Annotated in this window: 23 protein-coding genes, 1 pseudogene and 1 riboswitch; of the genes and pseudogenes, 10 read left to right on the top strand and 14 right to left on the bottom strand. The window is 70.1% G+C overall.

What is annotated here, in order from left to right; genetic code table 11:
- Positions 1 to 235: 235 nt before the first annotated feature.
- Positions 236 to 703, bottom strand: a complete 468-nt coding sequence (locus ACIBKY_RS44450) for a DUF1772 domain-containing protein (protein ID WP_397106883.1) — start codon at positions 701 to 703, stop codon at positions 236 to 238.
- 91 nt (positions 704 to 794) lie between these two features.
- Here ACIBKY_RS44450 and ACIBKY_RS44445 point away from each other — a divergent pair, with 91 nt between their 5' ends.
- A complete protein-coding gene (locus ACIBKY_RS44445; protein ID WP_397106881.1) occupies positions 795 to 1,454 on the top strand; it encodes a TetR/AcrR family transcriptional regulator in 660 nt (219 codons plus the stop codon).
- Positions 1,455 to 2,209: 755 nt separating this feature from the next.
- On the opposite strand, the gene ACIBKY_RS44440 is transcribed toward ACIBKY_RS44445, so the two are convergent.
- Positions 2,210 to 4,696: a lanthionine synthetase LanC family protein gene (locus ACIBKY_RS44440; RefSeq protein WP_397106879.1), complete on the bottom strand. Its 2,487-nt coding sequence runs from the start codon at positions 4,694 to 4,696 to the stop codon at positions 2,210 to 2,212.
- 40 nt (positions 4,697 to 4,736) lie between these two features.
- Positions 4,737 to 4,913 (bottom strand): hypothetical protein, encoded by a 177-nt coding sequence (locus ACIBKY_RS44435; RefSeq protein ID WP_397106877.1) that lies wholly within the window; start codon positions 4,911 to 4,913, stop codon positions 4,737 to 4,739.
- Positions 4,914 to 5,327: 414 nt separating this feature from the next.
- Between ACIBKY_RS44435 and ACIBKY_RS44430 the strand changes: the two genes are divergently transcribed.
- Positions 5,328 to 5,501, top strand: a complete 174-nt coding sequence (locus ACIBKY_RS44430; RefSeq protein WP_397106875.1) for a hypothetical protein — start codon at positions 5,328 to 5,330, stop codon at positions 5,499 to 5,501.
- 84 nt (positions 5,502 to 5,585) lie between these two features.
- Here ACIBKY_RS44430 and ACIBKY_RS44425 read toward each other — a convergent pair whose 3' ends face one another.
- Genes ACIBKY_RS44425 through ACIBKY_RS44410 form a run of 4 tightly spaced genes read right to left on the bottom strand, consistent with a single transcriptional unit; the run spans position 5,586 to position 9,359 of the window.
- Positions 5,586 to 6,149, bottom strand: coding sequence for a hypothetical protein (locus ACIBKY_RS44425; protein ID WP_397106873.1), 564 nt, complete (start codon positions 6,147 to 6,149; stop codon positions 5,586 to 5,588).
- A gap of 4 nt (positions 6,150 to 6,153) precedes the next feature.
- The gene (locus tag ACIBKY_RS44420) at positions 6,154 to 7,281 is read right to left on the bottom strand and encodes a hypothetical protein (RefSeq protein ID WP_397106871.1); all 1,128 of its coding nucleotides are present in this window, start codon (positions 7,279 to 7,281) and stop codon (positions 6,154 to 6,156) included.
- Positions 7,282 to 7,305: 24 nt separating this feature from the next.
- Positions 7,306 to 7,755, bottom strand: a complete 450-nt coding sequence (locus ACIBKY_RS44415; RefSeq protein ID WP_397106869.1) for a hypothetical protein — start codon at positions 7,753 to 7,755, stop codon at positions 7,306 to 7,308.
- Complete coding sequence (locus ACIBKY_RS44410) at positions 7,752 to 9,359, bottom strand: hypothetical protein (RefSeq protein ID WP_397106867.1); 1,608 nt, start codon at positions 9,357 to 9,359, stop codon at positions 7,752 to 7,754. Before ACIBKY_RS44410 ends, ACIBKY_RS44415 begins: the two co-directional genes overlap by 4 nt.
- A gap of 166 nt (positions 9,360 to 9,525) precedes the next feature.
- Between ACIBKY_RS44410 and ACIBKY_RS44405 the strand changes: the two genes are divergently transcribed.
- Together ACIBKY_RS44405 and ACIBKY_RS44400 are read left to right on the top strand one after the other, a co-directional pair.
- Positions 9,526 to 10,758 (top strand): sensor histidine kinase, encoded by a 1,233-nt coding sequence (locus ACIBKY_RS44405; protein WP_397106865.1) that lies wholly within the window; start codon positions 9,526 to 9,528, stop codon positions 10,756 to 10,758.
- A complete protein-coding gene (locus ACIBKY_RS44400; protein WP_397106863.1) occupies positions 10,755 to 11,465 on the top strand; it encodes a response regulator in 711 nt (236 codons plus the stop codon). Before ACIBKY_RS44405 ends, ACIBKY_RS44400 begins: the two co-directional genes overlap by 4 nt.
- 252 nt (positions 11,466 to 11,717) lie before the next feature.
- Here ACIBKY_RS44400 and ACIBKY_RS44395 read toward each other — a convergent pair.
- The 7 genes and pseudogenes from ACIBKY_RS44395 to ACIBKY_RS44365 all read right to left on the bottom strand — a co-directional run.
- Positions 11,718 to 11,819: pseudogene (locus ACIBKY_RS44395) on the bottom strand (tyrosine-type recombinase/integrase); the annotation flags it as partial.
- Positions 11,820 to 11,904: 85 nt separating this feature from the next.
- Positions 11,905 to 13,338: an alpha/beta fold hydrolase gene (locus ACIBKY_RS44390; protein ID WP_397106861.1), complete on the bottom strand. Its 1,434-nt coding sequence runs from the start codon at positions 13,336 to 13,338 to the stop codon at positions 11,905 to 11,907.
- Between the two features lie 422 nt (positions 13,339 to 13,760).
- Positions 13,761 to 15,203 (bottom strand): ABC transporter ATP-binding protein, encoded by a 1,443-nt coding sequence (locus tag ACIBKY_RS44385; protein ID WP_397106859.1) that lies wholly within the window; start codon positions 15,201 to 15,203, stop codon positions 13,761 to 13,763.
- The gene (locus ACIBKY_RS44380) at positions 15,200 to 15,943 is read right to left on the bottom strand and encodes an energy-coupling factor transporter transmembrane component T (protein WP_397106857.1); all 744 of its coding nucleotides are present in this window, start codon (positions 15,941 to 15,943) and stop codon (positions 15,200 to 15,202) included. Before ACIBKY_RS44380 ends, ACIBKY_RS44385 begins: the two co-directional genes overlap by 4 nt.
- Positions 15,940 to 16,557, bottom strand: a complete 618-nt coding sequence (locus tag ACIBKY_RS44375) for an MptD family putative ECF transporter S component (protein ID WP_397106855.1) — start codon at positions 16,555 to 16,557, stop codon at positions 15,940 to 15,942. The genes ACIBKY_RS44380 and ACIBKY_RS44375 overlap by 4 nt, the downstream gene beginning before the upstream one ends.
- Positions 16,554 to 18,311, bottom strand: a complete 1,758-nt coding sequence (locus ACIBKY_RS44370) for an ABC transporter ATP-binding protein (RefSeq protein WP_397106853.1) — start codon at positions 18,309 to 18,311, stop codon at positions 16,554 to 16,556. The genes ACIBKY_RS44375 and ACIBKY_RS44370 overlap by 4 nt, the downstream gene beginning before the upstream one ends.
- Complete coding sequence (locus tag ACIBKY_RS44365; protein WP_397106851.1) at positions 18,311 to 20,071, bottom strand: ABC transporter ATP-binding protein; 1,761 nt, start codon at positions 20,069 to 20,071, stop codon at positions 18,311 to 18,313. The genes ACIBKY_RS44370 and ACIBKY_RS44365 overlap by 1 nt, the downstream gene beginning before the upstream one ends.
- A 172-nt stretch (positions 20,072 to 20,243) precedes the next feature.
- Between ACIBKY_RS44365 and ACIBKY_RS44360 the strand changes: the two genes are divergently transcribed.
- The 6 genes from ACIBKY_RS44360 to ACIBKY_RS44335 all read left to right on the top strand — a co-directional run bounded on the left by ACIBKY_RS44360 (position 20,244) and on the right by ACIBKY_RS44335 (position 26,529).
- Complete coding sequence (locus tag ACIBKY_RS44360; protein ID WP_397106849.1) at positions 20,244 to 20,882, top strand: TetR/AcrR family transcriptional regulator; 639 nt, start codon at positions 20,244 to 20,246, stop codon at positions 20,880 to 20,882.
- Positions 20,883 to 21,152: 270 nt separating this feature from the next.
- Positions 21,153 to 21,349: riboswitch (cobalamin riboswitch) on the top strand.
- Between the two features lie 110 nt (positions 21,350 to 21,459).
- Positions 21,460 to 22,458 carry an ABC transporter substrate-binding protein gene (locus tag ACIBKY_RS44355; RefSeq protein WP_397106847.1) on the top strand — a complete coding sequence of 333 codons (999 nt, stop codon included), beginning with the start codon at positions 21,460 to 21,462 and terminating at the stop codon, positions 22,456 to 22,458.
- The gene (locus tag ACIBKY_RS44350) at positions 22,455 to 23,585 is read left to right on the top strand and encodes a FecCD family ABC transporter permease (RefSeq protein WP_397106845.1); all 1,131 of its coding nucleotides are present in this window, start codon (positions 22,455 to 22,457) and stop codon (positions 23,583 to 23,585) included. The genes ACIBKY_RS44355 and ACIBKY_RS44350 overlap by 4 nt, the downstream gene beginning before the upstream one ends.
- Positions 23,582 to 24,364: an ABC transporter ATP-binding protein gene (locus ACIBKY_RS44345; protein WP_397106843.1), complete on the top strand. Its 783-nt coding sequence runs from the start codon at positions 23,582 to 23,584 to the stop codon at positions 24,362 to 24,364. The genes ACIBKY_RS44350 and ACIBKY_RS44345 overlap by 4 nt, the downstream gene beginning before the upstream one ends.
- Positions 24,365 to 24,439: 75 nt before the next feature.
- Positions 24,440 to 25,123: a (2Fe-2S)-binding protein gene (locus ACIBKY_RS44340; protein ID WP_397106841.1), complete on the top strand. Its 684-nt coding sequence runs from the start codon at positions 24,440 to 24,442 to the stop codon at positions 25,121 to 25,123.
- A gap of 248 nt (positions 25,124 to 25,371) precedes the next feature.
- Entirely contained in the window at positions 25,372 to 26,529 is a 1,158-nt protein-coding gene (locus tag ACIBKY_RS44335; protein ID WP_397106839.1) for a YcaO-like family protein, read from the top strand.
- The last annotated feature ends 2 nt before the right edge of the window (positions 26,530 to 26,531 follow it).

Below are 26,531 nucleotides of genomic sequence, written 5' to 3'. Positions count from 1 at the left end.
TGCCTCGGTAGGAGCGTTGCTCCAGGGCAGGGTGAGCCCGGCGGTGACAGCGTCGTGGTCGCGAAGTGGTGGAGCGCGGGCAGGTCATCAGCCCGAACAGCCTCAATCCAGGTCGGGAGCCTGTCTCCGTCAAGGCGTTGAATCACGTTGGCGAAGCTGCCGACGTGCTGACGCATGGCCTCCAGCTCGGGGCAGCGCCCGAGGATGCTCTTGAACCGCACGGTACCTCCGGCACTCAGCCGCGGTCGAAGGTCTGGGCGATGACCAGGCAGGCGAACGCCGCCAACGCGAGTACGCTACGGACGAGGTGCAGACCCAGCCACCGCCGGCGGATCTCTTCCCAGCCGTCGGGCAGGAGGTCGGGATCCCAGCCGTCCACGACCCGGTTGAGCGAATCCAGGCCCGACAAGCTGAGGACCACGGCGAGGGCCACCATGATCAGGGCCGCCGCGACGAGGCCGAACACGAACCATCCGCGCCGCCACGACCAGGCCGCCACAACGACCAGGGCAGCGATGCCGGCCAGTAGCAGCGGCGGCATGGCCCGGCCGTAGTCAGTGTTGAGCGCCTGCCAGTACCGGACGTACGCGGGTCCCGGCAGGCGCGCCACGGACGGAGCGAGCACCACGAACACCACGCCGCCCGCGTACAGGCCGATCAGCAGCAGCGCGACCACCCTGGACGCGGCGTACACCACGGACACGGCACACCCTCCTCCGACACATGTTAACTAGAGGCACACATTTTCATTAGATGCCTATACAGTCAATATGTCTCTGGAATCATGGTGCCCGATGACTGAGCAGAGCAAGCGCCGCCCGTACACCAGCTCCCTACGCCAGGAGCAGGCCGAGGCCACGCGGCGGAAGATCGCGGACGCGGCGCGGAAACTGATGATCGGGAAGGGCTACGCAGACACGACCATGGCCGAGGTCGCCCGCGAGGCCGGCGTGGCACTCCAGACGCTGTACACGTCCTCCCCCGGCGGCAAGCCCGCCCTGGCCAAGCTCGTCTACGACATCACCTTGGCCGGCGACGCCCGTCCCCTGCCGCAGAGCGGCCGCCCCGAGGTCCAGGCGATCATCGACGAGCCGGACCCCGTGCGCAAGCTGGCCGGGTACGCCACGATGGCCACCGGCATCCTCCGGCGCGTCCAGCCCGTGCACCGCGTCCTGCGCGCGGCCGCCGCCGCCTCCCCGGCTGACGCGGGACTCCGGGAAGTCCTGGCCGGCATCGAACACGAGAGGCTGAAGGGCAGCCACGCACCGGCCCGCCACCTGCACAAGCTCGGCGCCCTGCGGCCGGGCCTCACGCCTGCCGAAGCGGCCGCGCAGATCTATGTCCTCACCTCGACGGAGAACTTCGAGAAGCTGACCGAGGTCTGCGGGTGGACCGAGGCCGCGTACGAGGAATGGCTCGCCTGGATCCTCGCGACCACCCTGCTCCACCCCTGACGACCGGCCACCCGCCCCGGCTCGCGTCGCATGCGGTAAGTCCACACACGTCGTGCGCCCAGGGCGCGCCTCCGCCGACGGAACCCCGATGAGCATGAAGTTGGGCCGCGATCGCTGCATCGCTGGATGGGCCCGGAGGTGCCGCAGGGGTCTCCCGTGTAGCTGTCCTCGAGGCCGGTGGGGTCGATGCCGGTGGGGTCGATGCCGGTGAGGGGACTGCGTTGGCGTAGGTGTGGCGATTGCCCTGGACTGACGGGTTGGGGGTGAGGGTGACGGTTCCGAGCGGGTCATAGGCGGCGGTGGTGGTCAACGTGCTGCCGGTGAAGGTGGCGGCGAGAACGCCGTGCGGGTCGTCAGCGTGCCGACCGCTGGGTCGGTGCCTTCTTACTGGCCCACCGGCGCTGAGTACCGCTGCCCGCCGCGGCCCCTCGGCGCAAGCGCGTGAGGTCGTAGGGGTGGCGTCAAAGGCTGGGTGGTCCTGCCTCGTTGCCCTTCCTGCGGCTGCTCTTTCTACGGCCGACTTCCAGCCGGCCGGCGATGCCGACGGCGATCAGTGTGCCGATAGCGGAGATGATCCAGCCTGCCGGGTCCATCTGAGCGCTTCTCTGGGCAAGGTTCTACAGCCGCGTGCTGCCAGGAGGCGATGGCGCGTTGGGAAGGCCTCTGCCGACCCGAAGAAGCACAAGCTCAAACCACGTGAACGAGTTTCGGCGCCCAGGTCCCGGGTCCAACGCGGCCTTCCTTGGCGAGGGCGGTCAGAACGGGCTGACGGCACCCGGGGCGGGGGTGAGGTCGCGCAGGTGGGTGAGGAAGCCGAGGACGCCGCCGGCGCCGCTGGCCCATGACAGGCCGTTGGGCCGGCTCCAGCTGCCGACGGGCACGGCCGGCGGTGTGTCGGCGCCGAGTACCAGGAGCTGGGTGGCGGCCGATTCCGCCGCGGCGAGGAACCGCTCCTCGTGGTCGGCGAGGTCGCAGAAGAGCTCGCCGATGCCCGCCACCCCGCAGCACTGACCAGGCGTGGCGAGGTAGGGCAACCACCGCAGGCAACCGTCCGCGCAGGCCACTGCCGTATCGATGAGTGCGGCGTCGTGCAGGTGCCGCCCGGCGGCGAGGAGAACCCGGCCCATGCCGGCCATGCCACGACACCAGGAGGCGCACAACGGCACGGCGCTGGGTTCGGCAGCCAGGCCGACAAGCTTCGACACCTGCTCGGCGAGCATTGCCGCGCGGGTGGCGAGCAAACGTTCCGCCGGTGCCGATGGATGGCGGCGGGCGTACTGCCGCAGAAACTCGACCAGCCCAGCCTGGCCGTGGGCGACGCCGACGGTGGTGTCGAGCCCGGGGATCGGCGTCCGCGGTGCGGGAAAGAACGAGACGACACCACCGGACGCACTGATGAAGTCGAGGCGACGCCGGACGATCGTTTCGTGCTCCGGTCGCGGATCCAGCTCGTTCAACAGCAGGTGACCCAGCGCGATCCCGGCGCCGCCGACGATGATGTCGTCGCCGTCGGGGCTCTCGCCAGGTTGTCCGAAGAGGAGTTCGGCCGGTAGCGGCGTCGCGTGCGCGCGCCGGAGGAAGATCTCCGCGCCGGTGGTGCCGAGGTAGAGCGCGGGGCGCAACTTCACCCGCTCGGCGGTACGCGCGGTGGCCGCGGCCAGTCGCGTCACGGTGGCGGCCACACCGGGGCGGTCAAGATGTGGCAGCAGCGACAGTCCGATGCCCGCGGTGCCGCGGTAGACGCTCGCGTCGAGGACTTCCTCCGGCTGGTCGAGCACGTGATTGACCCGCGACAGAAGGGACGCGAGGACACGCTCCACCAGCGCGGCGGTGTCCGGTCCGCGTCGATGCGGGGCCAGGGTGTGCCGCCGGGCCCGCGAGCCGTCACCCGGCGGGCGGGCATCTGCCAGGGTGGTGAACGCGCTTGCCATCGTCTCGGGCTCCCCCGAGAGCAGGTCGGTGATCAGGGCCACCACCGGGGGCAGCCTGTCGCCGTAGATTCGGTCGAGCATGCGCAGCGCCGTCACCCGTGAGGTGTCCGGGTCGTCGCCGAGGAGCGGTTCCGCGCCGGTCAACGCGACGAACAACGTCATGCCGAACGCGTGCAGGTCGTCGCCTGGCACGGCGGGTTCGCCGGCTACCTGCCGCGCCGGGGCATAGCCCCGGGTGCCGCCGCGAATCTTCACGTCGTGGTGGTTGCAGTGGCCGAAGTCGATGAAGGTCACCGCGTCGCCGGCCAGGCTGACGACGATGTTCTTCGCGCTCAGATCGCGCAGCAGGTACCCGCGGGCATGGATCGCCCGCAATATCCCGGCGAGCCGGCAGGCGAGGGTGTCGAGGCTGCGGGAGCCGGCGAGCGGCAGGTACCGGCCCTTGCGGGCGATGTCCTCGGTCAGGCTGAACTTCCCGTCGAACGAGGTGACCAGGTACTCGTCCAGGCCGTGACGGAAGTGGTCGCGAAATCGTGCCACACCGGGGACGTCCCGCAGTGCGGTGAGCACGAATCGTTCGTTGCGCAGGCGGATGCGCGTGTCGTCCCCGTCGGGTGACTCCGCGACGTACGCCCGCGCCTGCTTCACCACGACGGTTTCGCCGGTGCGGACGTCGGTGGCCGCGTACACGTTGCCTCGCACCGACTCCAGCAACCCCTTGAGCGGCTGATAGTGGTTGCCGAGCAAGCCCGGCGCGCCCACCTCGGCGGCGGACGCACGAAACGGATCGGTGGCCCACGGGGGCTGATGATACGTGAGCGTGGCCGTCCCTTCGAAGGTGTCACCGCCGGGACCGGTCATGACCGAGCGCAGGTTCCCGTCCCGGCCCGCCACGAGCGTGCTACTGAACGGCCCGTACCGGTAATAGACGGGCGCGTCAGCTGCCAGGCGGCGATCGCTGAGCACCTGCGGCCCGGCCCGGCCGCGCAGCAGCTCCACGAGGCCGGCGCCGAGATGAGGCACCCGGTCCTGAACCGGGTAGATCGTCACCGCCTTCCCCACGGACGGCGGCGCGGTGATGCCGTCGTTGAGCTCGCTCAGCACGTGGGCCGAGCGGGCCACCTTGAACGTGCAGCCCTCGGCGAGCAGGTACGGCACCAGCACCAGCACCAGATCGGGAAGGTCTGCGAACCGCGAGGAGATGTGGAACTTCCAGCCGTGCTCCGGCAGCCGCTGCCGGGGACCGTCCACGTGGAGCCACGTCGCGGTGTGCCGGACCCGGCCGCCGGCGGCCGACACCAGGTCCGACACGATGGCCGCGACTTGAGGAGGAGCCTGCACCGGGGATGGTTCAGTTCGCGTCGTCGGCTGAGGGGACGGCCGAATTCTCGGTTTGCCGGCACGCGAGCGTGCACGTGATCCAGCAGGCGGCGACCTCGTGGAGAGTGGCGCCTTCCAGGAACTCGACAGTGACCTCGGGCGGGGCGACGCCGGCGTCGCGAGGGACGAGCTCGAGCAGTGCCGTCATGACGATCCTTTCTGCCTCCGTGGCGTCATGCGATGGCCGTTCCTCTCGGCTTCGAGGCTATGCCGCGAATATCAGTCCCGCCATCCCTGGAGACCGTCCCATGACCATCGGGCATCACGGCGACGATTGGAGCCTGCGTTTGAGGCGATGCATGAGCCACACAGGCGCGCCGGGGCTGCTCTGCAGGGAGGGATCGACAGGAGGGGAACGCACTCAACGGAACCGTGGCCGCGCACTGTCTTTGTGAACACGCGGGCGACCGTGGAGTCGGGCACCCCGAGGCGCTTCGGTGGAGCGTGGCCGAGACGAACCCTGCCTCAGCCACGCTCATCGACAGGCAGGGCTGGAGCAAGCAGATCGCGCTGGTGACGACCTTCGTGCACCGGACGCGGGCGTCGGCCGAGGCGTCACCACATGCGGCCACGGCGGCAGCCCACGGCCACCTTCACCGCCGCCGTCGACTCGGCCGGGACACGGCGGGCCGGCCACGTCTCGCCCATGCCGGTGTCTCCGCTGACCGGCACCGTCACCGGGGTGGCCGACGTGAGGGACCGCATCAACGACCATCTCCAGGCCAAGCCTTCTTGAAGCCGGGGTGGTCGTCCACCGGCTCGTGCTGTGGAAATCACCGCGCACTCAACCGGCCGGCTGCGTGAGCAGATCGCCGAGCTGTCAGATGCCCAGGGTCGCGAGGTGGCGGGAAGGACGGTGACGTCGCCAGGCGACGACGAGAAAGGCGATCAGCCCGACCACCGGCAGCATGCACAGCGCCCAGCTCAGTGCCAGCGGAGGGCCGGGCTGCTCCAGGACGGTGAGGTTGCCGAGCGTGCCCTCGCCCTTCCCTCGCGGGCCGTTGACGGTGAAGGTGAAGTTCCACTGCCCGGCCCTGGGCAGTGCCTGGATGTCGAGGCCCCAGACATCCCGTTTGCGCGGGTGGCGGGAAAGGGAGCTCGCTCTGCGCATGCCCTGCTTCATGCCGGGACCCGTCATGCTGAGGGTGCCGGACTTGCCGATCAGCCCTCCATCGGGGACGAAGGTGAAGTCCAGCGACTGCATGGCGCGCAGCGGCCAGGTCGAGAAGCCGATGGTCAGATGGTACGGGCCGGCCTGCACCTGCTCCGTGTGCACGACCTCGACCGGCGCGTACACCTGCTCGGGCTGGGCCTGTGCGGACGGAGCGTGGAGGAGTGCGGCCGCGCCCGTGGCGCAGACGGCGAGGAGGGTTCTGAGACGCATCGAGTCAGCTGCCTTCCTGATCGGCGGGGATGGTGAGGTGCAGCAGGACGGCGAAGCGGGCGGCGAGGAATCCGGCCAGCGCACCGAACGCCAGGCCGACGAGCACGTCCGTCACCACCGCTGTCACTGCGCCGGACCGGCCCAAAGGCCCCGGCCCTCCTCCCCCGCGGAGCATCGAAGTCTGCAGGAGTATCGACAGGCTCACCACCACACCTCCGGCGGCACCGGTGAGCTGGGGCAGCCAGCGAACCGGCCAGCCGCGCTTCCGCCCGAGCCAGAGCACTCCCTCCATCACCAGGGCCGCGGCCAGCATGAACATCGGGATGCCTGAAGGCAGCATGGGCGGGATGTCCATGAGATGGTCCCGCAGCGGCAGCCCCACGTAGTTCGCGTAGACCCTCGCGGCCCACGGCGAGAACCACCAGAGAAACAGCTGCATGAGCCCGAGGACGACCGCTATGGACAGCGCCGCCCGCCGGCGGCGCAGAGTGATCGCGCCCATCAGGACGAAGCAGACGGCGAAGAAGACGCTGCCCGCGAGCTGGGGCTGGATGGGCAGGCTCAGCCTGTTGAAGGCATTGGTGGTGAGCGGGGTGAACATGATCAGCACGGGGATGCTGACGATGAGCCCGATCGGGCCCCAGCGCCGGGTACGGGCTGCGGCGAAGACGATGACGCTGCCCACCATGGTCAAGCTGATGGAGATGAACAGGGCGACATGGGGCGGGGAGTCCAGGACGGCGTCGAAGCCGTACAGGGAGTGCCACCAGAGGTCTAGCAGGCCGTACAGCAGGAACAGCGCGCCGCCGGTCCCGGCGACGAGGTAGCCGAGGGGCGCGGTGAACGCGCCGCCGAGCACCCGGACCGGACTGCCACCGGCGGTGTCGGCCGGCCGGCCGGCCCGTTGAGCGAAGGTGGCGCGCAGCACCATCACCAAGCTGGCGACGCCGGCGATGGCGCTGCCCGAGTACAGCATGAGGTGGGGCAGGGTGAAGAAGGTGTCCGGGCCGACGTCCAGGTGCCATTGCACGTCCCAGTTGACGCCGACCAGCGACATCAGGGTGCCTGCCAGCACGGTGTAGGCGCCGGCCGCGCCCGCGGACCGGGACGTGGATGCGGGAACGGAGTCCATCGGGCTCGTGCCTTTCTGGTGGGGTCAACGGGGGATGACGAGCGGGAAGACGAGCCTGCTGTGGCGGTCGCCGTCGTCAATGGCGATCAGAATCTGCCAGCGGCCTGCCATCATCAGCGGAAGGGCGGCCACGTGGTGACGGCCGTCCGCGGCCCACACCGCGGTGTGATCCGGTACGGCGTGCCCAGCGGTGGGCAGCACCGCGGAAATGGTGACCACCGGCGCCGGACCGCCGGACGCACCCTCGCGGGGCGCCAATCGGACGTCGACCGCGGTGGCGCCGGTGACGGGTGTGGCGACCGTCAGGGTCACCGTCTCGCGGGCAGTGCCGCCGGTGAGCGTGGCCGAACCCGGCGGGGCGTCGGACGCGGGCTGTGCCGTACCGGACCATGGCGCCCACAGCGCATGCACCGACAACGCGGTGAGCAGGATCGCGGCCAGGACCACCGCGGCGATCAGGAACCGTCGCCTCATGGTGTCCCCTCCGCGGCGCCGGCCACCTGGAGCAGGTAGGGAGCGGTCAGAATGGTGTGGTCGCGCTCGGCCTGGATCCAGATCCGGTAATGGCCGGGGGCCGGGAAGGTATAGACGAAGGACAGGTCGGGGCCGTATGCGGCGACGGTCTCGTCGGCGGTGCTGTCGCCGTTGACGGAAGTCAGCCCGGCCATCGCGGGCATGGCCGGCGAGGACGTGCGCGTCCCCGTGCCGTGCGCGTGTCCCGTCGCCTCCGTGCCGCTCGCGTCGTGAGTGCCGTCCGGCATCGCGCCCATCGAATGGGAGTGGGCCCACACCTGGGCGCCCTGCGTAGCCGCCCCCACCGGTGCCTCAGGTGAGAGCGGGCCGACGACGACCAGGTGCCCCAGCATGCCGAGCCAGGGCTGCAGGGTCGCCGTGTCCCCTACGCGGGCGGTCAGTACGACGGCTTCGCCCGCCGTCAGCGAGGATGCCGTGAGCCGGACCGGGACGCCGGCCACCGTCCGCGAACCGGTTCCCACCGGCAGGTCGCCGGATGTCGTCCGCGCGTCATCGGACACCGCGTCGATGCCGGAGGCGGAGCGCACCTGATGGACGCCGCCGCCCCGGCGGGCGAACTCGGCGGAGAACGCGTAGTGGCCGGCCTCGGGCAGGAACAACGGTGCTTCGAACACGCCTGCACCGGTCATGACGGGGTGCAGATGCCACAACTGTCCCGAAGGGCCGACGACCAGCAGGTGCAGCAGCGCCCCGTCGTGGACGACGACGTCGTCCAGGGGCAGACCGGTGGTCGCGTCGGACAGCGCCAGCCGCACGTCGGCGACGTCTCCCGCCCTGTTCGTGGACGTCGACAGCAGCATCGTGCCCGGCGGGCGGGCGTAGTCGCCGCTCGGCCGCCCGGCGTCGGCATAGGGATCGTTGACGCCGTCGATCGTGGCGTCGACCTGGCCTCCCTGGGACGGCGGCGGCGGTACCTGGGACGACAGGAGCGCGCCGGTCACCGCCACGGTCAGGCAGGCGACCAGGCCGCCGCCCGGCACCAGTGTCCACCAGCCGCGACGCGCGCGTACAGCGACCAGAACGGTGACGAGGACAAGGAGTCCGGCGCCGCTGAAACCCAGATAGACCGCGGTCTCGGGCGGCGATGTGACCTGCTTCGGCACGATGAAGGGGATCCTCGCGGTCCTCTTCCCGTCGCTGAGCGACAGCTCCCACGGGCCCGCCTGGGTGACGTTCAGAATCGCGGAGTACGTCCCCGGCCGGGTGCTCAAGGTGACCACCGCGGTGTCCACGGTCGTACCCGACGCCGCGGCGGCGGACGCGGACATGGAGACGCCCGTGGGAAGCACCGCCAGGTCGAGGCGACCGGCCGCCGTGCCGGTGCGGGTGATCACGTCCACGTGCAGCGGTCCGGGCACGCCGGTGACCCGGCGCAGGATGACCGTCAGTTCCCGGTCGCCAAGTGTCTGGGCGACGTGCATGTCTCCGCCCGCCGGGGAGTCCGCCTCGGCCCGCGGGCTGAGGGCGAGCAGCAGCGTGAGGGTGCCCGCCAGGAGGGCGAACAGTGCGCCGAGGCGGCGTCGAGGAGGGGCGCTGTCGTTCATCGTGCGGGAGCCTAGGGATGCCCGCCCGCCGCTGTCGTCACAGCATCAGGGGATGGTGGTCCCCCGGACGGGGGACTCCCCGTGATCCGTGACCGGACATCATGGGGTTGTCGCCGCCCGCATTTCGTAGCCGCGGGCGGCCTGAGCGTGGACGGAAGGAGGGCCGGTGCCCGGCAGAGAAGGCTGTGACCGGCGCGTCCGCATCCACGACGTCAGCGGCTCGCTGACCCGCCAGGCGATGGTGATCGCCGCGGTCACTTTGACCGTGGACGTTCTCTTCTTCGTCCTTTCCCCCCGCTTCCCTTCCTATCCGGTGGTGACGAGCTGGTCCGTGCTGGCGGCGATCGTCGTGGTGGACGCGCTTCTGGCCGGCGCGCCGCGCCGGTCCGGCATGGTGGCCGCCGCCCAGGCGTCCGTCATGGTGGTGGGCGCGGCGCTGTTCGCCCACGACGGGGCGTTGCCATCCACCGGCCCGATGCCGGTGCCTCTGCTGAACAGGGCCGGACTGCTCATCGCCGCCTACCGGGCGGGCGCCTGGCTGAACCCGGGACCGGCGGTGCTGTCCCTGCTCTGCCTGGCCGGGGCGGCTGTCATGCGGCCGATCGCCGGCGGGGCGGGCTTCGAAGGGGGACGGTTCCTGATCAACGTGTTGGGCGACGCGCTCCTGCCCTGGCTCGTCGGGCGGTACACCACCGCGCGCCGCGCGTACATCGCCGAGCTGGAAAAGCGCTCAGAGCGCGAGCAGGCGGAGGCCCGGCAGGCGCTGTCCGCGGCCATCGCCGAGGAGCGCAGCAGCATCGCCCGCGACCTGCACGACGTGATCTCTCACCATGTCAGCGCCATCGGCATGCACGCCGGGGTGGCCCGGATACGGGCCACGACGGCGGCGAACGACCAGGATCTGACGACATCGCTGGCCGCGGTGGAGACCTCCAGCCGGGCCGCCATGCTCGACCTGCGACGCCTGCTGGACATCCTGCACGGCGACCCCGCTGGAGAGGACAGCCAGCCCGGCCTGGACAATCTGCCGGAACTTCTCGACGCACTGAGCGGCGTCGGCCTGAGTGCGCGGGTGACCGTCCACGGTGTCCCGTCCAGGCTGCCCGAGTCGCTGGATATCACCGCTTACCGGGTGGTGCAGGAGATGCTCACCAACGCTCTGAGGCACGGCGCCGGCCGCGTCGCGGAGGTCGGCCTGCGCTACGACGGCGTGAACCTCACCGTGACCACGTCGAATCCCCTCGGAGCCGGCATCCGCCCCCGGCTGGGCTCACCACACCGCGGCCTGCAGGGCATCCGTGACCGGGTCACCATGTTCGCCGGCTCGACCAGCTACGGGCCCTCGCCTGACGGCCGCACCTGGATCACCACCGCCACCTTCCCTCTGGACCCCTCATGACCTTGCGCGTCCTGATCGCCGACGACCATGCCATGTTCCGCTCCGGTCTGCGCGCCGTCCTGGACACCCAGGCCGACCTGATGTGCGCAGGGGAGGCGGCGGACGGGCGGGCAACCGTGAGCGAGGTCCTGCGGCTACGTCCTGACGTGGCGATCGTCGACATCCGCATGCCGCGCCTGGACGGCCTGCGCGCCACGGAGGCGATACTCGCCGACCCGGCCAACACCACCAAGGTGATCCTGCTGACCACCTACGACCAGGATGCCTACGTCCATCGGGCGCTACGCGCTGGGGCCAGCGGCTTCCTGCTGAAGAGCCTCCCGCCCGAGGAACTCATCGCGGCCATCCGGGTGGCCGCCCGCGGCGACACCCTCATCGACCCGTCGGTCATCCGGCGGCTCAGCAGCCGCCTCGCCGACAGCATCGCCCCACCACCCACCCCGGCCGGTCTCGACCTCCTCACCCCCCGGGAACACGAGGTCCTCCTGCTGCTCGCCCAAGCGCACAGCAACGCCGCGATCGCCGAGTACCTCGGCATCGGCGACGAGACCGTCAAAACCCACGTCTCGCGCATCCTCACCAAACTGAACCTGCGCGACCGGATCCACGCCGTCTCCTACGCCCACCTCCATGGCCTCATCGGGCAGGAACCCGCACCACCCGGCCTGGGAAGAGGCAACCCTCGCCGCAACAGGCGCGATCCCTGACGGCGCGATCCGCCCGTGACGTGCATCGCTGTGGGTAGTTCGTTCTGCCGCGCTATTTGTCGCGTCCGTTTGACCGAGGATGATCGTGACGGTGCTGGTTGCGGGGTGACCCCAAGGGGCCGAAGACGCCCTCCCCTAACAACTTGCCCCCTTCGCGAACGCCGGACTCCTCGACACCGACGACCCCGCGAACGAACGCCTCCCTGACCATCCTGCCGGCCTACAACAACAGGTGTCACGCGTGAAGGTCTAGGAGACGTGCCCGAGGGTTTCCTGCACGATCTTCACATCGTCACCGGCCGCCAGCATCAGCGTCGCCGCACCGTGCCGTAGATCGTGCAAGCGCACCGGCGGCGGCAGCCCCACCTGGAGGGCCGGCAGATGTGCTTCGCCCCTGCGCGGGGCGAAGCATCGCCTGGCGTACGGCTGCCGCCGGAGATCACTCAGCAGGGCAGGTCGTGCCCGGTGGGGGGAGCTTCAGGTCGGTGAGGTACGAGGTCGCGTGCTTGATCGGGCACTTCTTGTTCATCATCCACAGAACGTGCCCGGGTCCCTCGTAGGTGACGGTCACCGAACCCGGGATCATCTCGGTGAGGGTCCGGGTCGTCACCACGTCGCCGTAGGTGCTTCCCGCGCCCAAGATCGACGGGAGGCCGTGCGACGGGAGCGGACGGACCGGGTTGGCCACCTTCAGTGGCCAGCCTGTGCACGCGACGCCTTCGATCCGGACGGAGCCGAGATTCGGCCTGGTCTTCTCCGCCGTGCGACGGTAGTTCCGCAGTTCGTCATAGTCGGCGAAGCCGCGACCGTCGCCGCAACTCATCGCCAGGACGCCGGGCGTGCTCCAGACGCTGGTGCCGGTGATGACGTGATCGCCGAACCCGGATCCGTCCCCGCGCCGCGCCTTGTCGACCGACTCGGCGAAGGCCAGCCAGTTCGCGTGGTCCTTGCCCGGGTCAACCGCGTAGGTGAAGGCGTGTTGCCGCAGCATCCATCCGGTCATCTCGCCCTTGCCGAACTCGGCGGAGGTGCCGGGGATCGGCTTACGGTCGGCTGCGCGGACGAGTGCGCGCCATACCGCTTCGGCGTCCTCGCCGTGCAGCGCGCAGGCGGGGGTGTCCGCGCACCAGACGGTGAACTCCTTGAACTTCTCCTCGAAGACGGTCGATATCCGGAGCATCTGGTCGTTGAAGCCTGCGGCCTGGTTGATCACCCCGTCGGCGTACAGGGCCCGGATCCGCTGCGGGAACAGGCGGGCGTAGGCGATGGAGGGCACCCCGCCGTAGGAGTGGGCCACCATGCTGAGCCGCTCCTCGCCCAGCACCGCCCGGATCGCCTCCATGTCCCTGGCCATCGACATGGAGTCCACATGGGCGAACAGGCCGGTGGTGTCCGCCTTCTGGCAGGCGAGGAAGGACCTGGTCATCGCGGCGGTCTGGGCGGTGTAGCGCTTGCGGCTGCGAGGGTCTTCCATTTGGGTGCCGGGCTTCCAGCAGACCTTGGGCATGTTTCTGAACCACAGGCTGGTGCGCGTCTGGAAGAAGACGAGGTCGAAGCGGCGGCCCAGTTCCTTGAGATTGGACGCGGCGAACTTCACCTCGGGGATGCCGCTGTTCCCGGGTCCGCCGGTTACCTCCAGGACGCTGCCGATCCGGCGGTCGGGTTCGGTGGCGGGCAGCCGGGCGAGGTCCAGCCGGATCTTCCTGCCGTCGGGCTCGGCCCAGTTCACCGGCACTTCGATCGAGGCGCACTCCGTGGGCGCGGGAAGTGTCTGGTCTGAGCACTTGTTCCAGGTCAGCCGCGCGGCCTCGGCCGCCGGCGCCACTGCTGCGATGGCCGCGGCGGCGGCGAGAATCGCGAGAGTCTTCTTCATGGTCCTCCCCCCGGTGTCGCGGGTCTCGTGGCCCGGTGAGAAGGCTCAGGGGATCTTTGAGTGATCATGACTTTCATCCTCGGCCGAACGGGACTGGTTCTCGTCGTCCGCGTGGAGGATTGTCGCCTGGGAGCCTGCTCCCAGGCGCGCGGCGTTCCATGCGGGTGGAACGTCTCATGCGCGAACGCGGCATCGCCGGCCACTGACCCGCCCCGACCGGCCCACCATGGTCTTGGGCCGGAAGGCTGATGCGGTGGCTCGGCTGCGAGAGGCTGACGATGACGCCAGAGCCCTACAGAGCGCTGGCCGACGAATACACCCGCTCGGCGAGCTGACCGAGCGCCACCGCGACGCGATCAAGAACACCTGGACGGTGGAGGAGGTGGACCCGGACTCCGACCTCAAAAGGGGCGGCCCGCGCCCTATCTGTTGATGGAGGACGCTCCGTCGAGAACCCTGAGTTGGAGTTCGCGGTCTGCGGCGAGGTCAAGAAGTTCGTCGTCATGGCTGATGACGAGCACGATGACGCCTTCGGCGGCGAGTTCGCGCATGACCTGTGCGATGGAATGCAGGTGGCGGCGGTCGACACCGGAACTGGGTTCGTCGAACACGACGATGCGGCGGGCGCCGAGCCGGGCCGCGGCCACCACCAGACGTTGCTGCTGCCCTCCCGAAAGGGACAACGGGTGCCGGTCGTGGAAGGGTTCGAGGTCGAGGCTGCGCAGGAGGTCTCCGAACTGCTCCCCGCCGGACAGGCCCAGCCGGAGCTCGGCCGAGACGCTGTCGGTGAACAGCTGCCGTTGCACGTCCTGCATGACGATGCCGCTCGCACGCTGCCGTTCCGCGCGCCCGAGCCGCCGCCCGCCGAGGAGCACCTCGCCCTCGTGCCGTTGCAGGCCGGTGAGGACGCGGGCGAGCGTACTCTTGCCTGCGCCGTTCGGACCGGTTACCGCGGTGATCGCCCCAGCGGGCAGGTACGCCTCCTCGATGTCGAGCACGCGACGCCCGTGGAAGGCGCAGCCCACGCCACGCAGGGTCACACCCGCCTCGACGGGCCCCGATGAAGGCGTGTTCCCGTCGATGCTGGGGCCATGAGCACGGATGCGGGGAAGCACGCGGCGTGGGGTCGGGCTGAGGGTGCGCAGCCCTTCGGCCGACAGAGTGTCGTCGTTGAGGGCGGCGAACTCCGCGCCTGACCATTCCGTCTCGACGCGCCCTTCGCGCATGGCGACGACGCGGTCGGCGACGCCGCGCAGGAAGTGCAGGCGGTGCTCGGCGATGATGATGGTCGCGCCGCCCGCGCGCAGGCGGCTGAGCGTGGCCGTGAAGCGCTCGATCGCGGCGGCGGACAGATTCGAGGTGGGCTCGTCGAACAGCAGCAAAGGCGGGCGATGGGCGGCCGCGGCGGCACAGGCGACCTGTTGTTGCTGGCCGCCGGACAGATCCTGCAGTCTCCGTCCCGCGATGCCGCGCAGGTGGTGTTCGTCCACGACCAGGCTGACACGTTCTCTGATGCGTTCTGCGGGTTCGCCGAAGTTCTCCATCGCGAAGGCGAGTTCGGCCTCGCACTCGTCGGTGAAGAACTGGCGGCGCGGGTGCTGGAGTACGGTGCCCGTCAGCCGGCCGAGCTGATCGAGTGCCAGGTCGGCGACGGCCTGCCCGTCAAGATGAACCGTGCCGTCGAGCTCGCCCTCGTGAAAGTGCGGGATGAGGCCGTTCATGAGTCGAAGCGCGGTGCTCTTGCCCGATCCGCTGGGTCCGCACAGCACGACGGTCTCCCCTCGCATCACCTTCAGGGTGAAGTCGTTGAGTGTGGGAGCGGCCGCGCCCGCGTAGGCCCAGCGCACCCCGTCGATCCGGATCACCACAGGACCGTGACCACGGCGAGCCCCGCCGCGACGAGAACGGCCGCCCCGTCGGCGGCGCCGAGGCGCGGCGGGCGCATCGCGGTGGGGCGGGAGGCCGAGCCGAGCCCGCGCAGCAGCGCGGAGGCGGACAGGTCCTCGGCCACGCGCAGACTTGAGGCGATGAGCGGAACGGTGAAGCGCTCGATGCTGAGCACGGGGTGGCGCAGCATGCCGCCCCATCCGCCGATCCCGCGCAGCCGCATGGCGTCGTAGACGGCGCGGGCCTCGGCGATGATCGTCGGCAGGAAGCGCAGCATCACGGCCGCGGAGACGGTGATCGCTCGCGGTACGCGTGCGGCGCGCAACGCCGCCGTCAGCTCCATGGGCGAGGTCGTGGACATCAGATGGAGGGCCACGCCGCCGATGGCGACGAGGCGGACAAGGTACGCGGCCATGGTCGCGACCACGCCGACCACCGGATGCGGGACGTACATCGGCAGCAGGTAGGCGATCGTCCCGATTCCGGCCGCGGCGACCGGCAGCGCGAGCGCCCGTACCCACGCGCCTTCGTTGAACGCGAGCAGCACGCCGAGAACAAGCGCCGCGGGGATGAACGAGACGCCTTCCGGGGCCATGACCACCAGGCTCGTCGCGAGCACGAGCACCGCCTTGGTCCGCGGGTCCAGCCGCAGCGCTGGACGTGAGCGGGCCGCCGTGACGGTTCGCTCGCGTGAGGCCGCCACCGGGCTGGTGGTCACGCCAGTCCCGCCTTCTCGAAGTGCTTGCGGGTCAGCCGAAGGCCGAGCAGCCCCCCGAGCAGGCCGAAGACGATCGTGGACACGTCGAAGGCGAGCAGCACCGCCGGCGAGAGCAGCGTCCGCATCTGGCTGACATAGTCGGCGCCCATCATCTGCATCGAGGGGCCCGCGAAGTAGGCGTCGCGGTCATAGAAGATGGGCATCATGGGCCCGGCGTACCAGGCGGAATAGACGGCGTAGGCGAGCACGCTCAGGCGGCGGGAGCCGTACCGGCCGAACCAGATGATCACCTCCGCGACCAGCGCGCAGCCGATGGTGATCACGAAACTGATCAGTGGATGCCCGGTGAGCATGAGGAGCCCGGCGGTGACGATCGCGAAGATCGTGACCATGCCCGCGTGCCGTACCCGGGTGAGGAACAGCATGAACGGGATTCCCCCGGCGACGATGCTCGCGACGAGGGCGATCAGCATGACGGCCGGGTTGACGAACCCCAGCATGTTGATCGCGAACACCACGGCGATGTAGAGGGCGCCGAAGACGCCGATGTTGATGAGGTCCTTGGGGCTCATGGCCACGTCAAGGTGACGCTCGGCCGGAGTTGTTGTGGTCACGGGGTTCCCTTCGGGGCGAGTTGCCAGCCGCGGGCGCGTACCCGCTCGTTCCAGAAGCGGGCGTATGTACCTCCCGCGGTGAGCAGGGCTTCATGGTCGCCCTGCTCGGTGATCCGTCCCCGGTCGAGGACGAGGATGTGATCGGCGGCGACCACGGTGGACAGACGGTGGGCGACGATGATGACGGTGCGATCACGGGCCAGTACGGCGATGGCGTCGGCGACCGCGGCCTCGTTGACCGCGTCGAGGGCGGCCGTGGCCTCGTCGAGCAGCACGACGGGAGCGTCTTTGAGCAGGGCGCGAGCGATCGAGACCCGCTGCTTCTCGCCGCCGGACAGGGTCGAGCCCGCTTCGCCGACTCGGGTGTGCCAGCCGTCGGGCAGCCGTTCGATGACCTCGTCGAGCCGCGCGATGGCGGCCACGCGGTCGAGATCGGCATCGCCGGCGTCCGGTGCGGCCATGCGGAGGTTGTCGGCGATGGTGCCCTCGAACAGGTAGGCGTCCTGGAACACCTGGGCCGTCAGCCGCGACACGCCCGCGCTTCCGAGCTCGCGGACATCCCTGCCGCCGATGGCGACCATACCGGCGTCGACGTCGAAGAACCGGCCGATGAGCTTCAGCAGCGTGCTCTTGCCGGCCCCGGACGGACCCACGACGGCGGTGAGGCTCCCCGACGGTATCGTCACGTCGATACCGTCCAGTACGGCAGGGCCGTCCTCGTAGCCGAAGCGGACCCCGCGCAGCTCGACGTCGGCGCCCACGGGCTCGGCGGGCCGTTCCGGCTCGGGCAGCGACGGGACGGCGAGCAACGCGCGCACCCGTCCGATCGCATCGGCATTGACCTGCACGTGCCCGGCCAGCTCGCCGAGCTGCGTGATCGGATCAAGCATGCGAAGGGTGACGATCAGCGCGCCGATCATGACCGGGAGGGTGATGACGCTCTGCAAGGTGAGTGCGACGGCGATGGCGATGACGGCCGTGACCACCAGTTGCAGGGTGCCGAAGAACACCATCAGTCCCCAGGCGCCGCGGATCGTCAGGCGTGACTGGGACCCCTGCTGGCGGACCAGGGACTCCTCCAGCGTGCCCATCTCGGGCCGGTCGAGCACGCCGTAGGCGCGCAGGACAGGCTGCTGGCGGGCGTACTCGACGACGCGGGAGGAGGTCGCGCCGATGTCGTGCTCGTAGTCGTCGTCGTTACGCCGGACGATCACCATGAGCAGCCGCAGCGCCAGGGCGCACAGGGCCGCGCCCGCGGTGAAGGCGAGGCCGATCCGCCAGTCGAGCAGGAAGCTACCGGTGATCATGACCGCCGGCGCGGTCACGCCGACGACGACGTGCCGCAGCAGGTGCGCGGGGATGTTGGCCACATCCATCGTGCCCTTGCCGAGCATCCGGCCGACCGGCCCGGTACGGTCGCCGCCGAACCAGCCGATCGGCAGCGTGGCGAGATGGTTGCCGATGCGCTCGTGGAAGCTGGTGAGGACGTCCGTCCCGACGAGGTAGCCCAGCGACGTGCTCCGGGCCAGCAGCACATGGTGCGCGGCGACGACGGCCACGATCGTCCCCAGCCAGAGCCAGAATCCGGGCCAGTCCACGGGCGGGCTCGTCAGGGTTGCGACGAGCGGTGCCACGAGCAGGAATCCCAGCCCCTGCAGCACCCCTTGCGCCGCCTGCAGGACGAGCATGACTCGCAGGTGCCGCCGGCCCTTCTCGTCCAGCACCTCGAACAGGTATCGGATCATGGTGACCATCAGCGCGTCTCCGTTCCCGCCACGGCGCCCTCACGCGCACGCTGGTCGTGCTCCCACAGCCGGGTGTAGAGGCCGTCGAGAGCGAGCAGTTCCGCATGCCGTCCCTGCTCCACCACGCGGCCGGCGTCCAGTACGACGATCCGGTCGGCGCCCCGGATGGTGCTCAGCCGATGGGCGATGACCAGGACGGTACGGTCGCGGGCGACCTCGCTGAGCGCGTCCTGAATGCGGGCCTCGTTCTCCGGGTCGGCGCTCGCGGTCGCCTCGTCGAGCACCAGGACCGGCCGGTCGGCGAGGATGGCCCGGGCGATGCATACCCGCTGCCGCTCGCCTCCTGACAGCTCGGCGTCCTCGCCGGCCACGGAATCGAGCCCCCGGGGCAGCTCGTCGAGCCGTTCCAGGATCTGTGCCTTGGCGGCCGCGGCGCGGACCGCCGCGTCATCGGCGTCCGGACGGGCCAGACGGATGTTGTCTCTGATGCTCATGCGCAGCAGCGCCGACTCCTGGAACACGAAGGCCACATGGCGATACAGCTCGGCCGGGTCGATGTCGCGCAGGGCCACGCCGTACAGCGCCACCGTCCCCTCCTGCGGGTCGTCGAAGCGGGGCAGGAGCTTGGCCAGCGTGGACTTGCCGGAACCGGACGGACCGACCAGCGCGGTCACCGTGCCTCGCTCGAGGTCCAGGTCGATCCCGTCCAGCGCCACGGTGTCGCCGTAGGCGAAGCGGACCGCGCGCATGCTGACCACAGGACCTGGGGCGTCCGGGTCCGGCGCGACAGGCCGGGCCGGGACGGGCAGCTCCGGGCTGGAAAGCACCTCACGGATGCCACGGGCCACGCTCAGTGCGGTGACCAGCGGATGCACCGACATCATGACCGTCATCAACCCCGCGGTGGTGACCGTGCCGAACACCAGGAAGGCGATGAAGCTCTCGACCGGTAGCCGGCCCGCCGCGGTGAGCGCGCCTCCGGCGCTCGCCATGACCACGAGCACGCTGGGCGGCGACAGGAGGATCTCCGCGATGACGCCCGCGGCGCTCGTCGAGCGGGCCCACTCGAGGAAGAACCGCGCGAACCTCCGCGAGACATCCTGAAAACGGCGGCTGGCGACGCCTGGCGTTCCGAACGCCTTGACGACCCCGATGCCGTTGACGAACTCGACCGCGGCACCGTTGAGCCGGGTCAGCCACTGGATGAACTCCGGGTACTTCGTCCCCGCGTCCGCCATCGCCCGCTGGTACACGACCAGTCCGACCACCATGGGCAGCACCCCGATCAGGGCCATGCGCCAGTCGACGACCACGAGGTACGCGATCGCCACCACCGGCGGGACCGCCGCCGCCGTGACTTCCACCACGGAGTGCGCGATGAGCTGATGAAGCGCCGCCACGTCGTCCTCAACGGTCTTCTTCACGGCCCCCGAGTTGCGATCGGTGAACCAGCCGAGGGGAAGCCTGCGCAGCTTGCCCAGAAGGGCTCTGCGGATGCCGAACGAGACCCGGATGTCGGCCAGATGCGTCAGAACCCCCGCGCCGAAGGTGCCGAGCTGCTTGACCGCCAGTGCCACGAGCGCGACGACGATGATCGGCCATACCTCCGTGTCGCCGTGGAGCAGCCGGCGGCTGATCTCCACCACGGCGACCAGCGGCGCCATGCCGGCGAGCGCGCTGACGGCGGTCAGGATGCCGCAGCCGACCAATGTGGCGCGAGCGGGAGCCAGCACCGAAGGCGCCCGCCGCGCCGTTGACATCGTGGACATGCCACACCCTTCGTTTCTGGCCAGACAGCAGGAGATGGTAACGACAATCATTTTCAATGGCTAGAGGCAGCCGCGACCCCGCCACCGCGAACTCTTGCGTACTTAGTACACTAAAGCAAGGCTAGCCTTACTTGAGAGCTTGGAGAAATTCCACGCGAGTACAGTTGAGGGAGTGATCGCCAGCACGAGTTCCAGCCGACGTCGCCAGTTCCTCACCCGCGAGAGGGTCGTCGCGGCCGGACGGCGGGTCGCCGAGTCCGAGGGCGTGGACGGGCTGACCATCCGCCGGGTCGCCGCAGAACTGGGCGCGGCTCCGATGGCGATCTACCGGCATGTCAAGGACAAGCAGGAACTGATCCTCGCCCTGCTGGACGACGTGGCGAAGGGGCTTCCGCCGCTGCCCGCCGACGAGGGCACTCCGCAGGAGCGCCTGATCGCCGCCTTCGCCGGACTGGACGCCTACCTCGCGGGGCACGTGTGGGTAGTGGAGATCCTGCGGCAAGGCGAGTGGTTCGCGCCGCGGGCCACCGCGATGTTCACCTGGGCACTGGACCGGTTCCGCGATCTCGGTCTCGACGACCACCGAGCCACCGACGCGTATCTTCAACTCTGGTGGTACGTGCTCGGCCACCTGAGCTACCTGCCTGGCGCAACCCCCGAACGACGCGCCGCCCGCGAGAGACTGCTGGAGTCAGCGGCCGTGGACCCGGAACGTATCCGCCGCGTGGTCCGGGCCTTCGACCACGAGGCCGCGTTCCTGAGCGGGCTCCGCACCCTGATCGACGCGCTGGCCGGTCATGGCCGCGATTGACCGGGCCGGGCGGGGCTCACTCCGGCGCAAGCGTCAGCACCGGCGGCCCGGACTTCGAGCCTCAGGACAGACCGCGGCCGCCGTCAACGACTCAGAACACCAGGTCGGCAGGCCGCAGGCCATATAGAACGCCGCTACCGGTGGAGGTTCCGGCCACCAGCGCCGTCGGGCGGTCGTCCTGCCGCATGTCCGGCGTCCTGCGGCGCTCTCATGGCCGTCTTCCACGCGCGTTGCCTCCGGAGAACACGCTGTTCGTGGAACCTCACGGCTAGGAATTGATTTGGTTCGTGTCATGATGGCCGGGAAAAGGCGAGCGCGGACTGAGGAAGCCGGTGTGAATCCGGCGCGGTCCCGCCACTGTGATCGGCGAGCGGATCCTCACTGAGCCACTGCCCCCACGGGGTGGGAAGGCGGGGACGAGCCTCGACCCGAGAGCCAGGAGACTCACGCGGTCGCCTCCTCGATGAACTGGGGCGGATCTCCCCGGAGAGGAGTGGGCCTGTGGTGTCCGGCGGGCCTTTGGCGTTCCCTCCTTCCGATCCGCCCCGTTGTGCAGATTCCGTGAGAGGAACCCTCCATGACGGGCAGACGTTTTACGTCCCTCCTGCTCGCCCTCCTGGTATCCGGTGTGCTGGCCGCCTGCGGCGGCGCCCCGGCTGAACGAGCCGTTCCCGGGCAGGCTCCGGCCGCTTCCGCCGCCGCGGGCTTCCCGGTCACCATCGACAACTGCGGCGTGAAGACCACCTACGAACGCCCGCCTGCCAGGGCGGTCTCGCTCAACCAGCACGCCACGGAGGTGCTCCTGGCGCTGGGGCTGGAGAAGTCGATGGTCGGTACCGGCTACCTCGACGACAAGATCCTGCCGGAGTACCAGGCCGCCTACGACAGCGTGAAGGTGCTGTCCAAGGAGTACCCCGCCTACGAGGCCCTGCTGGCGCAGGAGCCGGACTTCGTCTACGGCGGCTTCGCCAGCACCTTCGACGAGAAGCAGGGACGCAGCCGCGACGCCCTCACCAAGGCCGGGATCAACAGCTACCTCAACGTCGAGGAGTGCGCCAAGGGCCCGGTGACCATGGAGCTGATCGACCAGGAGATCCACAACGTCGCGAAGATCTTCGGCGTGCCCGGCCGGGCGGAGCCGCTGCTCGCCAAGCTGCACGCCACCCTCTCCGGGGTACGGGAGAAGCTGGCCGGGGCGGCGCCGGTGAAGCTGTTCGTCTACGACAGCGGCGACAAGACCGCCTTCACCGCCGGCGGCGCGGGCATCGGTAACGAGATCATCAAGCTGGCGGGGGCGGAGAACGTCTTCGCCGACCTCGGCAAGACCTGGGGAGACGTCTCGTTCGAGCAGGTCGCCGAGCGCGCGCCCGAGTGGATCGTCATCTACGACTACGGCGAGCAGTCGGTGGCCGACAAGCAGCGGTTCCTGCTGGCGAACCCGGCGCTCAAGGACGTGCCGGCGATCAAGAACAAGAGGCTGGCGGTGCTGCCGCTGTCGTCGGTGGTGCTCGGTGTGCGCGCCCCGGCGGCGGTCGAAGCCCTGGCCAGGCAGCTCCACGCCGACCGCTTCAAGTGAGCGGGCCGAAGGTGGGCGAGCCGAACGTGGGCGAGCCGAAGGTAGGCGGGCCGGAGGTTCATGCGCGGCGGCTGGGCCTGCCGTATCCGAAGGTGGGTGCGCGGCGGCCCGGCCTGCCGTACCCGATCGTGATCGCCCTGCTGCTCGTCATGCTGGGCGCGGCGGCGACGGCGGCGATCGCGGCCGGGTCGGTCACGCTCCCGGCGGAGCAGGTGTGGGGCATCCTGCTGCACCGCGTGCACCCCGCGCTGGCCGAGCCCACCTGGCCGGTCGTGCGGGAGACCATCGTCATGGACGTACGGGTGCCTCGCGTGCTGCTCGCGGCGGTGATCGGCGCCGGGCTGTCGGTGTGCGGCATGGCGCTGCAGGCGCTGGTCCGCAATCCGCTGGCCGACCCCATGCTGCTGGGCGTGTCCTCCGGCGCGAGCGTGGGCGCGGTCAGCGTGGTGGTGTTCAGCCTCACCGTGTTCGGCGCGTTCTCCTTGCCCGTCGCGGCGTTCCTCGGAGCTCTGGCCGCGCTGGTCGCGGTGTACTTCCTGGCCAGGTCCGGCGGCCGGATGACCACGGTGCGGCTGGTGCTGGCCGGGGTCGCGATGGCCGAGGTGCTGTCGGCCGTGGCCAGCTTCCTGGTGGTGACGTCCAACGACCCGCACAAGACCCAGTCGGCGCTGCGCTGGATGCTCGGTGGCCTGGCCGGGACGACCTGGACGATGGTGTGGATTCCGGCCGTGGCGGTACTGGCCGGCACGCTCGTGCTGCTCGGGGTCTCCCGGCCGCTGAACCTGCTGCTGGCCGGGGAGGAGGCGGCGGCCTCGCTCGGGCTGGACGTGCACCGGTTCCGGGCGGCGCTGTTCGTGCTGGTGGCCATCATGATCGGCACGATCGTGGCGGTCAGCGGGTCCATCGGGTTCGTCGGGCTGATCATGCCGCACGTCGTCCGCCTGCTCATCGGCGCCGATCATCGCCGGGCACTCCCGGCGACGGCGCTGCTCGGAGCGGCCTTTCTCGTCACGGCCGATCTCGTGGCCCGCACTCTGATCGCGCCGGAGGAGATCCCGGTGGGGATCATCACGGCGCTGGTCGGCGGGCCGTTCTTCCTGTGGCTGATGCGGAGGCGATCGAAGTGACACTGGTCGTGGAGGACGTGTCGGTCCGCATCGGCGGCCGGGACCTGGTCCGTGAGATTTCCCTGGAGGTCGCCAAGGGCGAGGTGCTGGGACTGGCCGGGCCCAACGGCGCGGGCAAGTCCACGCTCCTGCGCACCTTCTACCGGGCCCTCAGGCCCACGTCGGGCCGTGTGCTGCTGGACGGCGAGGACGTCTGGAAGATGCCGGCGGGCTGGCTGGCCCGGCGGCTGGCGGCCGTGCTCCAGGAGACCGGCGGCGACTTCGAGCTCACCGTGTACGACGTGGTCGCCATGGGCCGGACTCCGCACAAGCGCGCGTTCGACGGTGACAACGCCCGGGACCGGGCGATCATCGCCGACGCGCTCGACCGGCTCGACGTGGCCGATCTGGCCTACGCCCCCTTCGACCGGCTGTCGGGCGGCGAGAAGCAGCGGGTGCTGATCGCGCGGGCGCTGGCCCAGCGGCCGGCCACGATGGTGCTCGATGAACCGACCAACCACCTCGATCTGCGGCACCAGCTCGACGCGCTGAACCTGGTGCGCGGGCTTGGTGTCACCGCCGTGATCGCCCTGCACGATCTCAACATGGCCGCCGCGTTCTGCGACCGGCTCTGCGTCATGGACGGCGGCCAGGTCGTGGCTCTCGGCACGCCCGCCGAGGTGCTGACCCCCGCCCTGCTGGCCGACGTCTACCGGGTGGAGGGCGAGGTGGCCGCCCACCCCGAGACGGGGATTCCGCAGGTGAGCCTCCGCACCGGAGGGAGCCGCGCCTTGAGCTGAAATCCCCGCCGCAGAACAGCCGGATTCGACGTTCGGCATTTTCGCCATGCGATTTTACGAATGGAGCGCGGAGCAATGGAATCGGCGTCCAGGGAATCGGTCCGAGCAGCGCTGGAAGAGGTCGCCGAATTCGGTTCCTTCTTTTCTCCGCACATCGGCGCCGGCACCGCCGGATGGCATGACGTGCGCGCCGACTACGACCGAGGGTTCATGGATCTGGTCGAGGCCGTCGCCGCCAGATACGACACCCGCGAACTCCGCATCGGCGCCTCGATCGCCCAGTTGGGCCATGCCGCGCGGCTCTGGTCGCCGGTCGTCGGCGCCGTGCTCACCCACGGCGTGATCCCCGACCTGACCCGCCTGGACCGCGCCGACGAGGGCGCCGGTGTCCGGCTCCCCGCCCTGGCCGGCTGGGTAGCCGGGACGGAGGAGCAGGTCACCGAGCTGCTCTACGACATGGTGGTCCGCACGCACCTGGACGCGCTCGCCAAGGGACTGCGGGTGAAGGTCGCCTCCGGCCTGCTGTACGGCAACGCCGCCTCCGCCCTGGCCGAGGCCGGCCGTACCGTGGTGAGCGCCCGGCCGGATCTCGCCGGACCCGCGGCCCGGCTGATCACCCGCCTGCTCGGCCGGGGCGGGCTGGCCGGGAAAGGCGACCTGATCTCCCCGGACCTGACATTCCGGCGTACCACGTGCTGCCTTTATTACCGGGTGCCCAACGGGATCAAATGCGGAGACTGCGCATTGCTCGAAGAATGAACGATTGAGTTCTTCCCGAACCTGTGCCTATGGTTATCGCAAGTGGTTCGTACCTGCATTTCTCTCGCAAAGGAGGAGACATGGCGCATCACGGTTTCGCCGAGCCCGAAGAGCCTCAGGGGTGCCTGAAGTCCCACACCCCCGCGGTGGATTCACCGTTCGAGTGGCGTGAGGACGACGACGAGTAGGTCACCTCGGGCCGGGGCCGCCGCCAACGCGGCCCCGGCCGCCCGGCGAGAGGAGAACGCGTGATCAGAGAGGTGCGCCGGGACCGCCCATGTGAGCCCGTCGTTCCCAGTCTGGTCTCCTACTCCGCCTTCCCCGCACAGGGCAAGGAGGTGACCGGTGGCGCCGCGCTCGGCGACGAGGAGGCGGCGCGTTCGGCCGCGATCGGGGAGGCGGTGGAACGCCACAGCGCCAACCAGGTACCCGGAGAACTGCTCAAGGCCGCTTACCGCGATCTGAGGCGAGCGGCGATCGACCCCGATGACCTCGCTCTCTACTCGCCGGACCAGTACGCCGCCCGGGGCTTCCCCTTCGTGCCGATCACCCGGGACCTGGAGATCGCCTGGGTGCCCGCCGAAGACCTGACCTCCGGCGAACGGGTTCTGGTGCCCGCCTCGCTGGTCTACGTCAACTACTTCACCGGCCCGCGCCGGGCCGAGCCGCTGACCAACTACCCGATTCTCGCCGGCACCGCCGCCGCCCCGACGCGGGAGGAGGCGAGGCGGGCGGCACTGCGGGAGGTGCTGGAGCGGGATGCCGTCACCATCTGGTGGGCGGGTAACGCCCCGGCCGCGCCCATCGAGGAACCCGCCGGCGGGCCGCTCGCCGCAGCGCTGCGCGAGGCGGCCGGGTCCGGGCTGACGGTCACGTTGCTGCGGCTGCCCTCGGAGTTCGGTGCCACGGTCGCCGGAGTGTTCGTCGAAGATCCACGGCGCCGGGTCGTCGGCTTCGGCAGCGCCTGCCGGGACACCGAGGCCGAGGCCGCCGCCAAGGCGTTCACCGAGGCGGTCGGCACCTACGAGAACGGCCGCGTGCTGCTGCGCCGGGATGCCGGCCCGCCGTACCTGAAACGTCGTGACGACCGCCGCTATCTCGACGATCTGCGGCGTGGCTGGCGTGACGTCAACGACGTCCGCCTGCACGTGCAGATCTACCTGGACGAACGCCTTCAGGGTGAGGCGCTGGACCGGCTGCGCGCGCCCACGGGACGCCCCGTCACCACATCGGCGGCCTTCCGCGCGTACGCCGTCGACCTCACCGTCCCGGGATCGGACCTGCAGGTCGCCCGGGTGATCGTGCCCGGCCTGTACTGCGATGCCCCTGCCGCCTTCCCCTTCCTCGGCGGGACCCGGCTGCCCGCCTCACCCGATCTCACGCGGCAACCACTGCCGTTCGCCTGACC

The organism is Nonomuraea sp. NPDC050394 (assembly GCF_044459065.1).
In the GTDB taxonomy this organism is placed as follows: Bacteria; Actinomycetota; Actinomycetes; order Streptosporangiales; family Streptosporangiaceae; genus Nonomuraea.
This window is presented reverse-complemented; position numbering and strand designations above follow the sequence as displayed.

Coding starts and splice junctions, on each gene's coding strand:
- ACIBKY_RS44415 (WP_397106869.1), bottom strand. CDS start 7,755: ATGAGGCGACGGTTCCTGATCGCCGCGGTGGTCCTGGCCGCGATCCTG.
- ACIBKY_RS44430 (WP_397106875.1), top strand. CDS start 5,328: ATGCGGCCACGGCGGCAGCCCACGGCCACCTTCACCGCCGCCGTCGAC.
- ACIBKY_RS44435 (WP_397106877.1), bottom strand. CDS start 4,913: ATGACGGCACTGCTCGAGCTCGTCCCTCGCGACGCCGGCGTCGCCCCG.
- ACIBKY_RS44340 (WP_397106841.1), top strand. CDS start 24,440: ATGGAATCGGCGTCCAGGGAATCGGTCCGAGCAGCGCTGGAAGAGGTC.
- ACIBKY_RS44420 (WP_397106871.1), bottom strand. CDS start 7,281: ATGGACTCCGTTCCCGCATCCACGTCCCGGTCCGCGGGCGCGGCCGGC.
- ACIBKY_RS44365 (WP_397106851.1), bottom strand. CDS start 20,071: ATGTCCACGATGTCAACGGCGCGGCGGGCGCCTTCGGTGCTGGCTCCC.
- ACIBKY_RS44425 (WP_397106873.1), bottom strand. CDS start 6,149: ATGCGTCTCAGAACCCTCCTCGCCGTCTGCGCCACGGGCGCGGCCGCA.
- ACIBKY_RS44400 (WP_397106863.1), top strand. CDS start 10,755: ATGACCTTGCGCGTCCTGATCGCCGACGACCATGCCATGTTCCGCTCC.
- ACIBKY_RS44445 (WP_397106881.1), top strand. CDS start 795: ATGACTGAGCAGAGCAAGCGCCGCCCGTACACCAGCTCCCTACGCCAG.
- ACIBKY_RS44370 (WP_397106853.1), bottom strand. CDS start 18,311: ATGGTCACCATGATCCGATACCTGTTCGAGGTGCTGGACGAGAAGGGC.
- ACIBKY_RS44355 (WP_397106847.1), top strand. CDS start 21,460: ATGACGGGCAGACGTTTTACGTCCCTCCTGCTCGCCCTCCTGGTATCC.
- ACIBKY_RS44390 (WP_397106861.1), bottom strand. CDS start 13,338: ATGAAGAAGACTCTCGCGATTCTCGCCGCCGCCGCGGCCATCGCAGCA.
- ACIBKY_RS44410 (WP_397106867.1), bottom strand. CDS start 9,359: ATGAACGACAGCGCCCCTCCTCGACGCCGCCTCGGCGCACTGTTCGCC.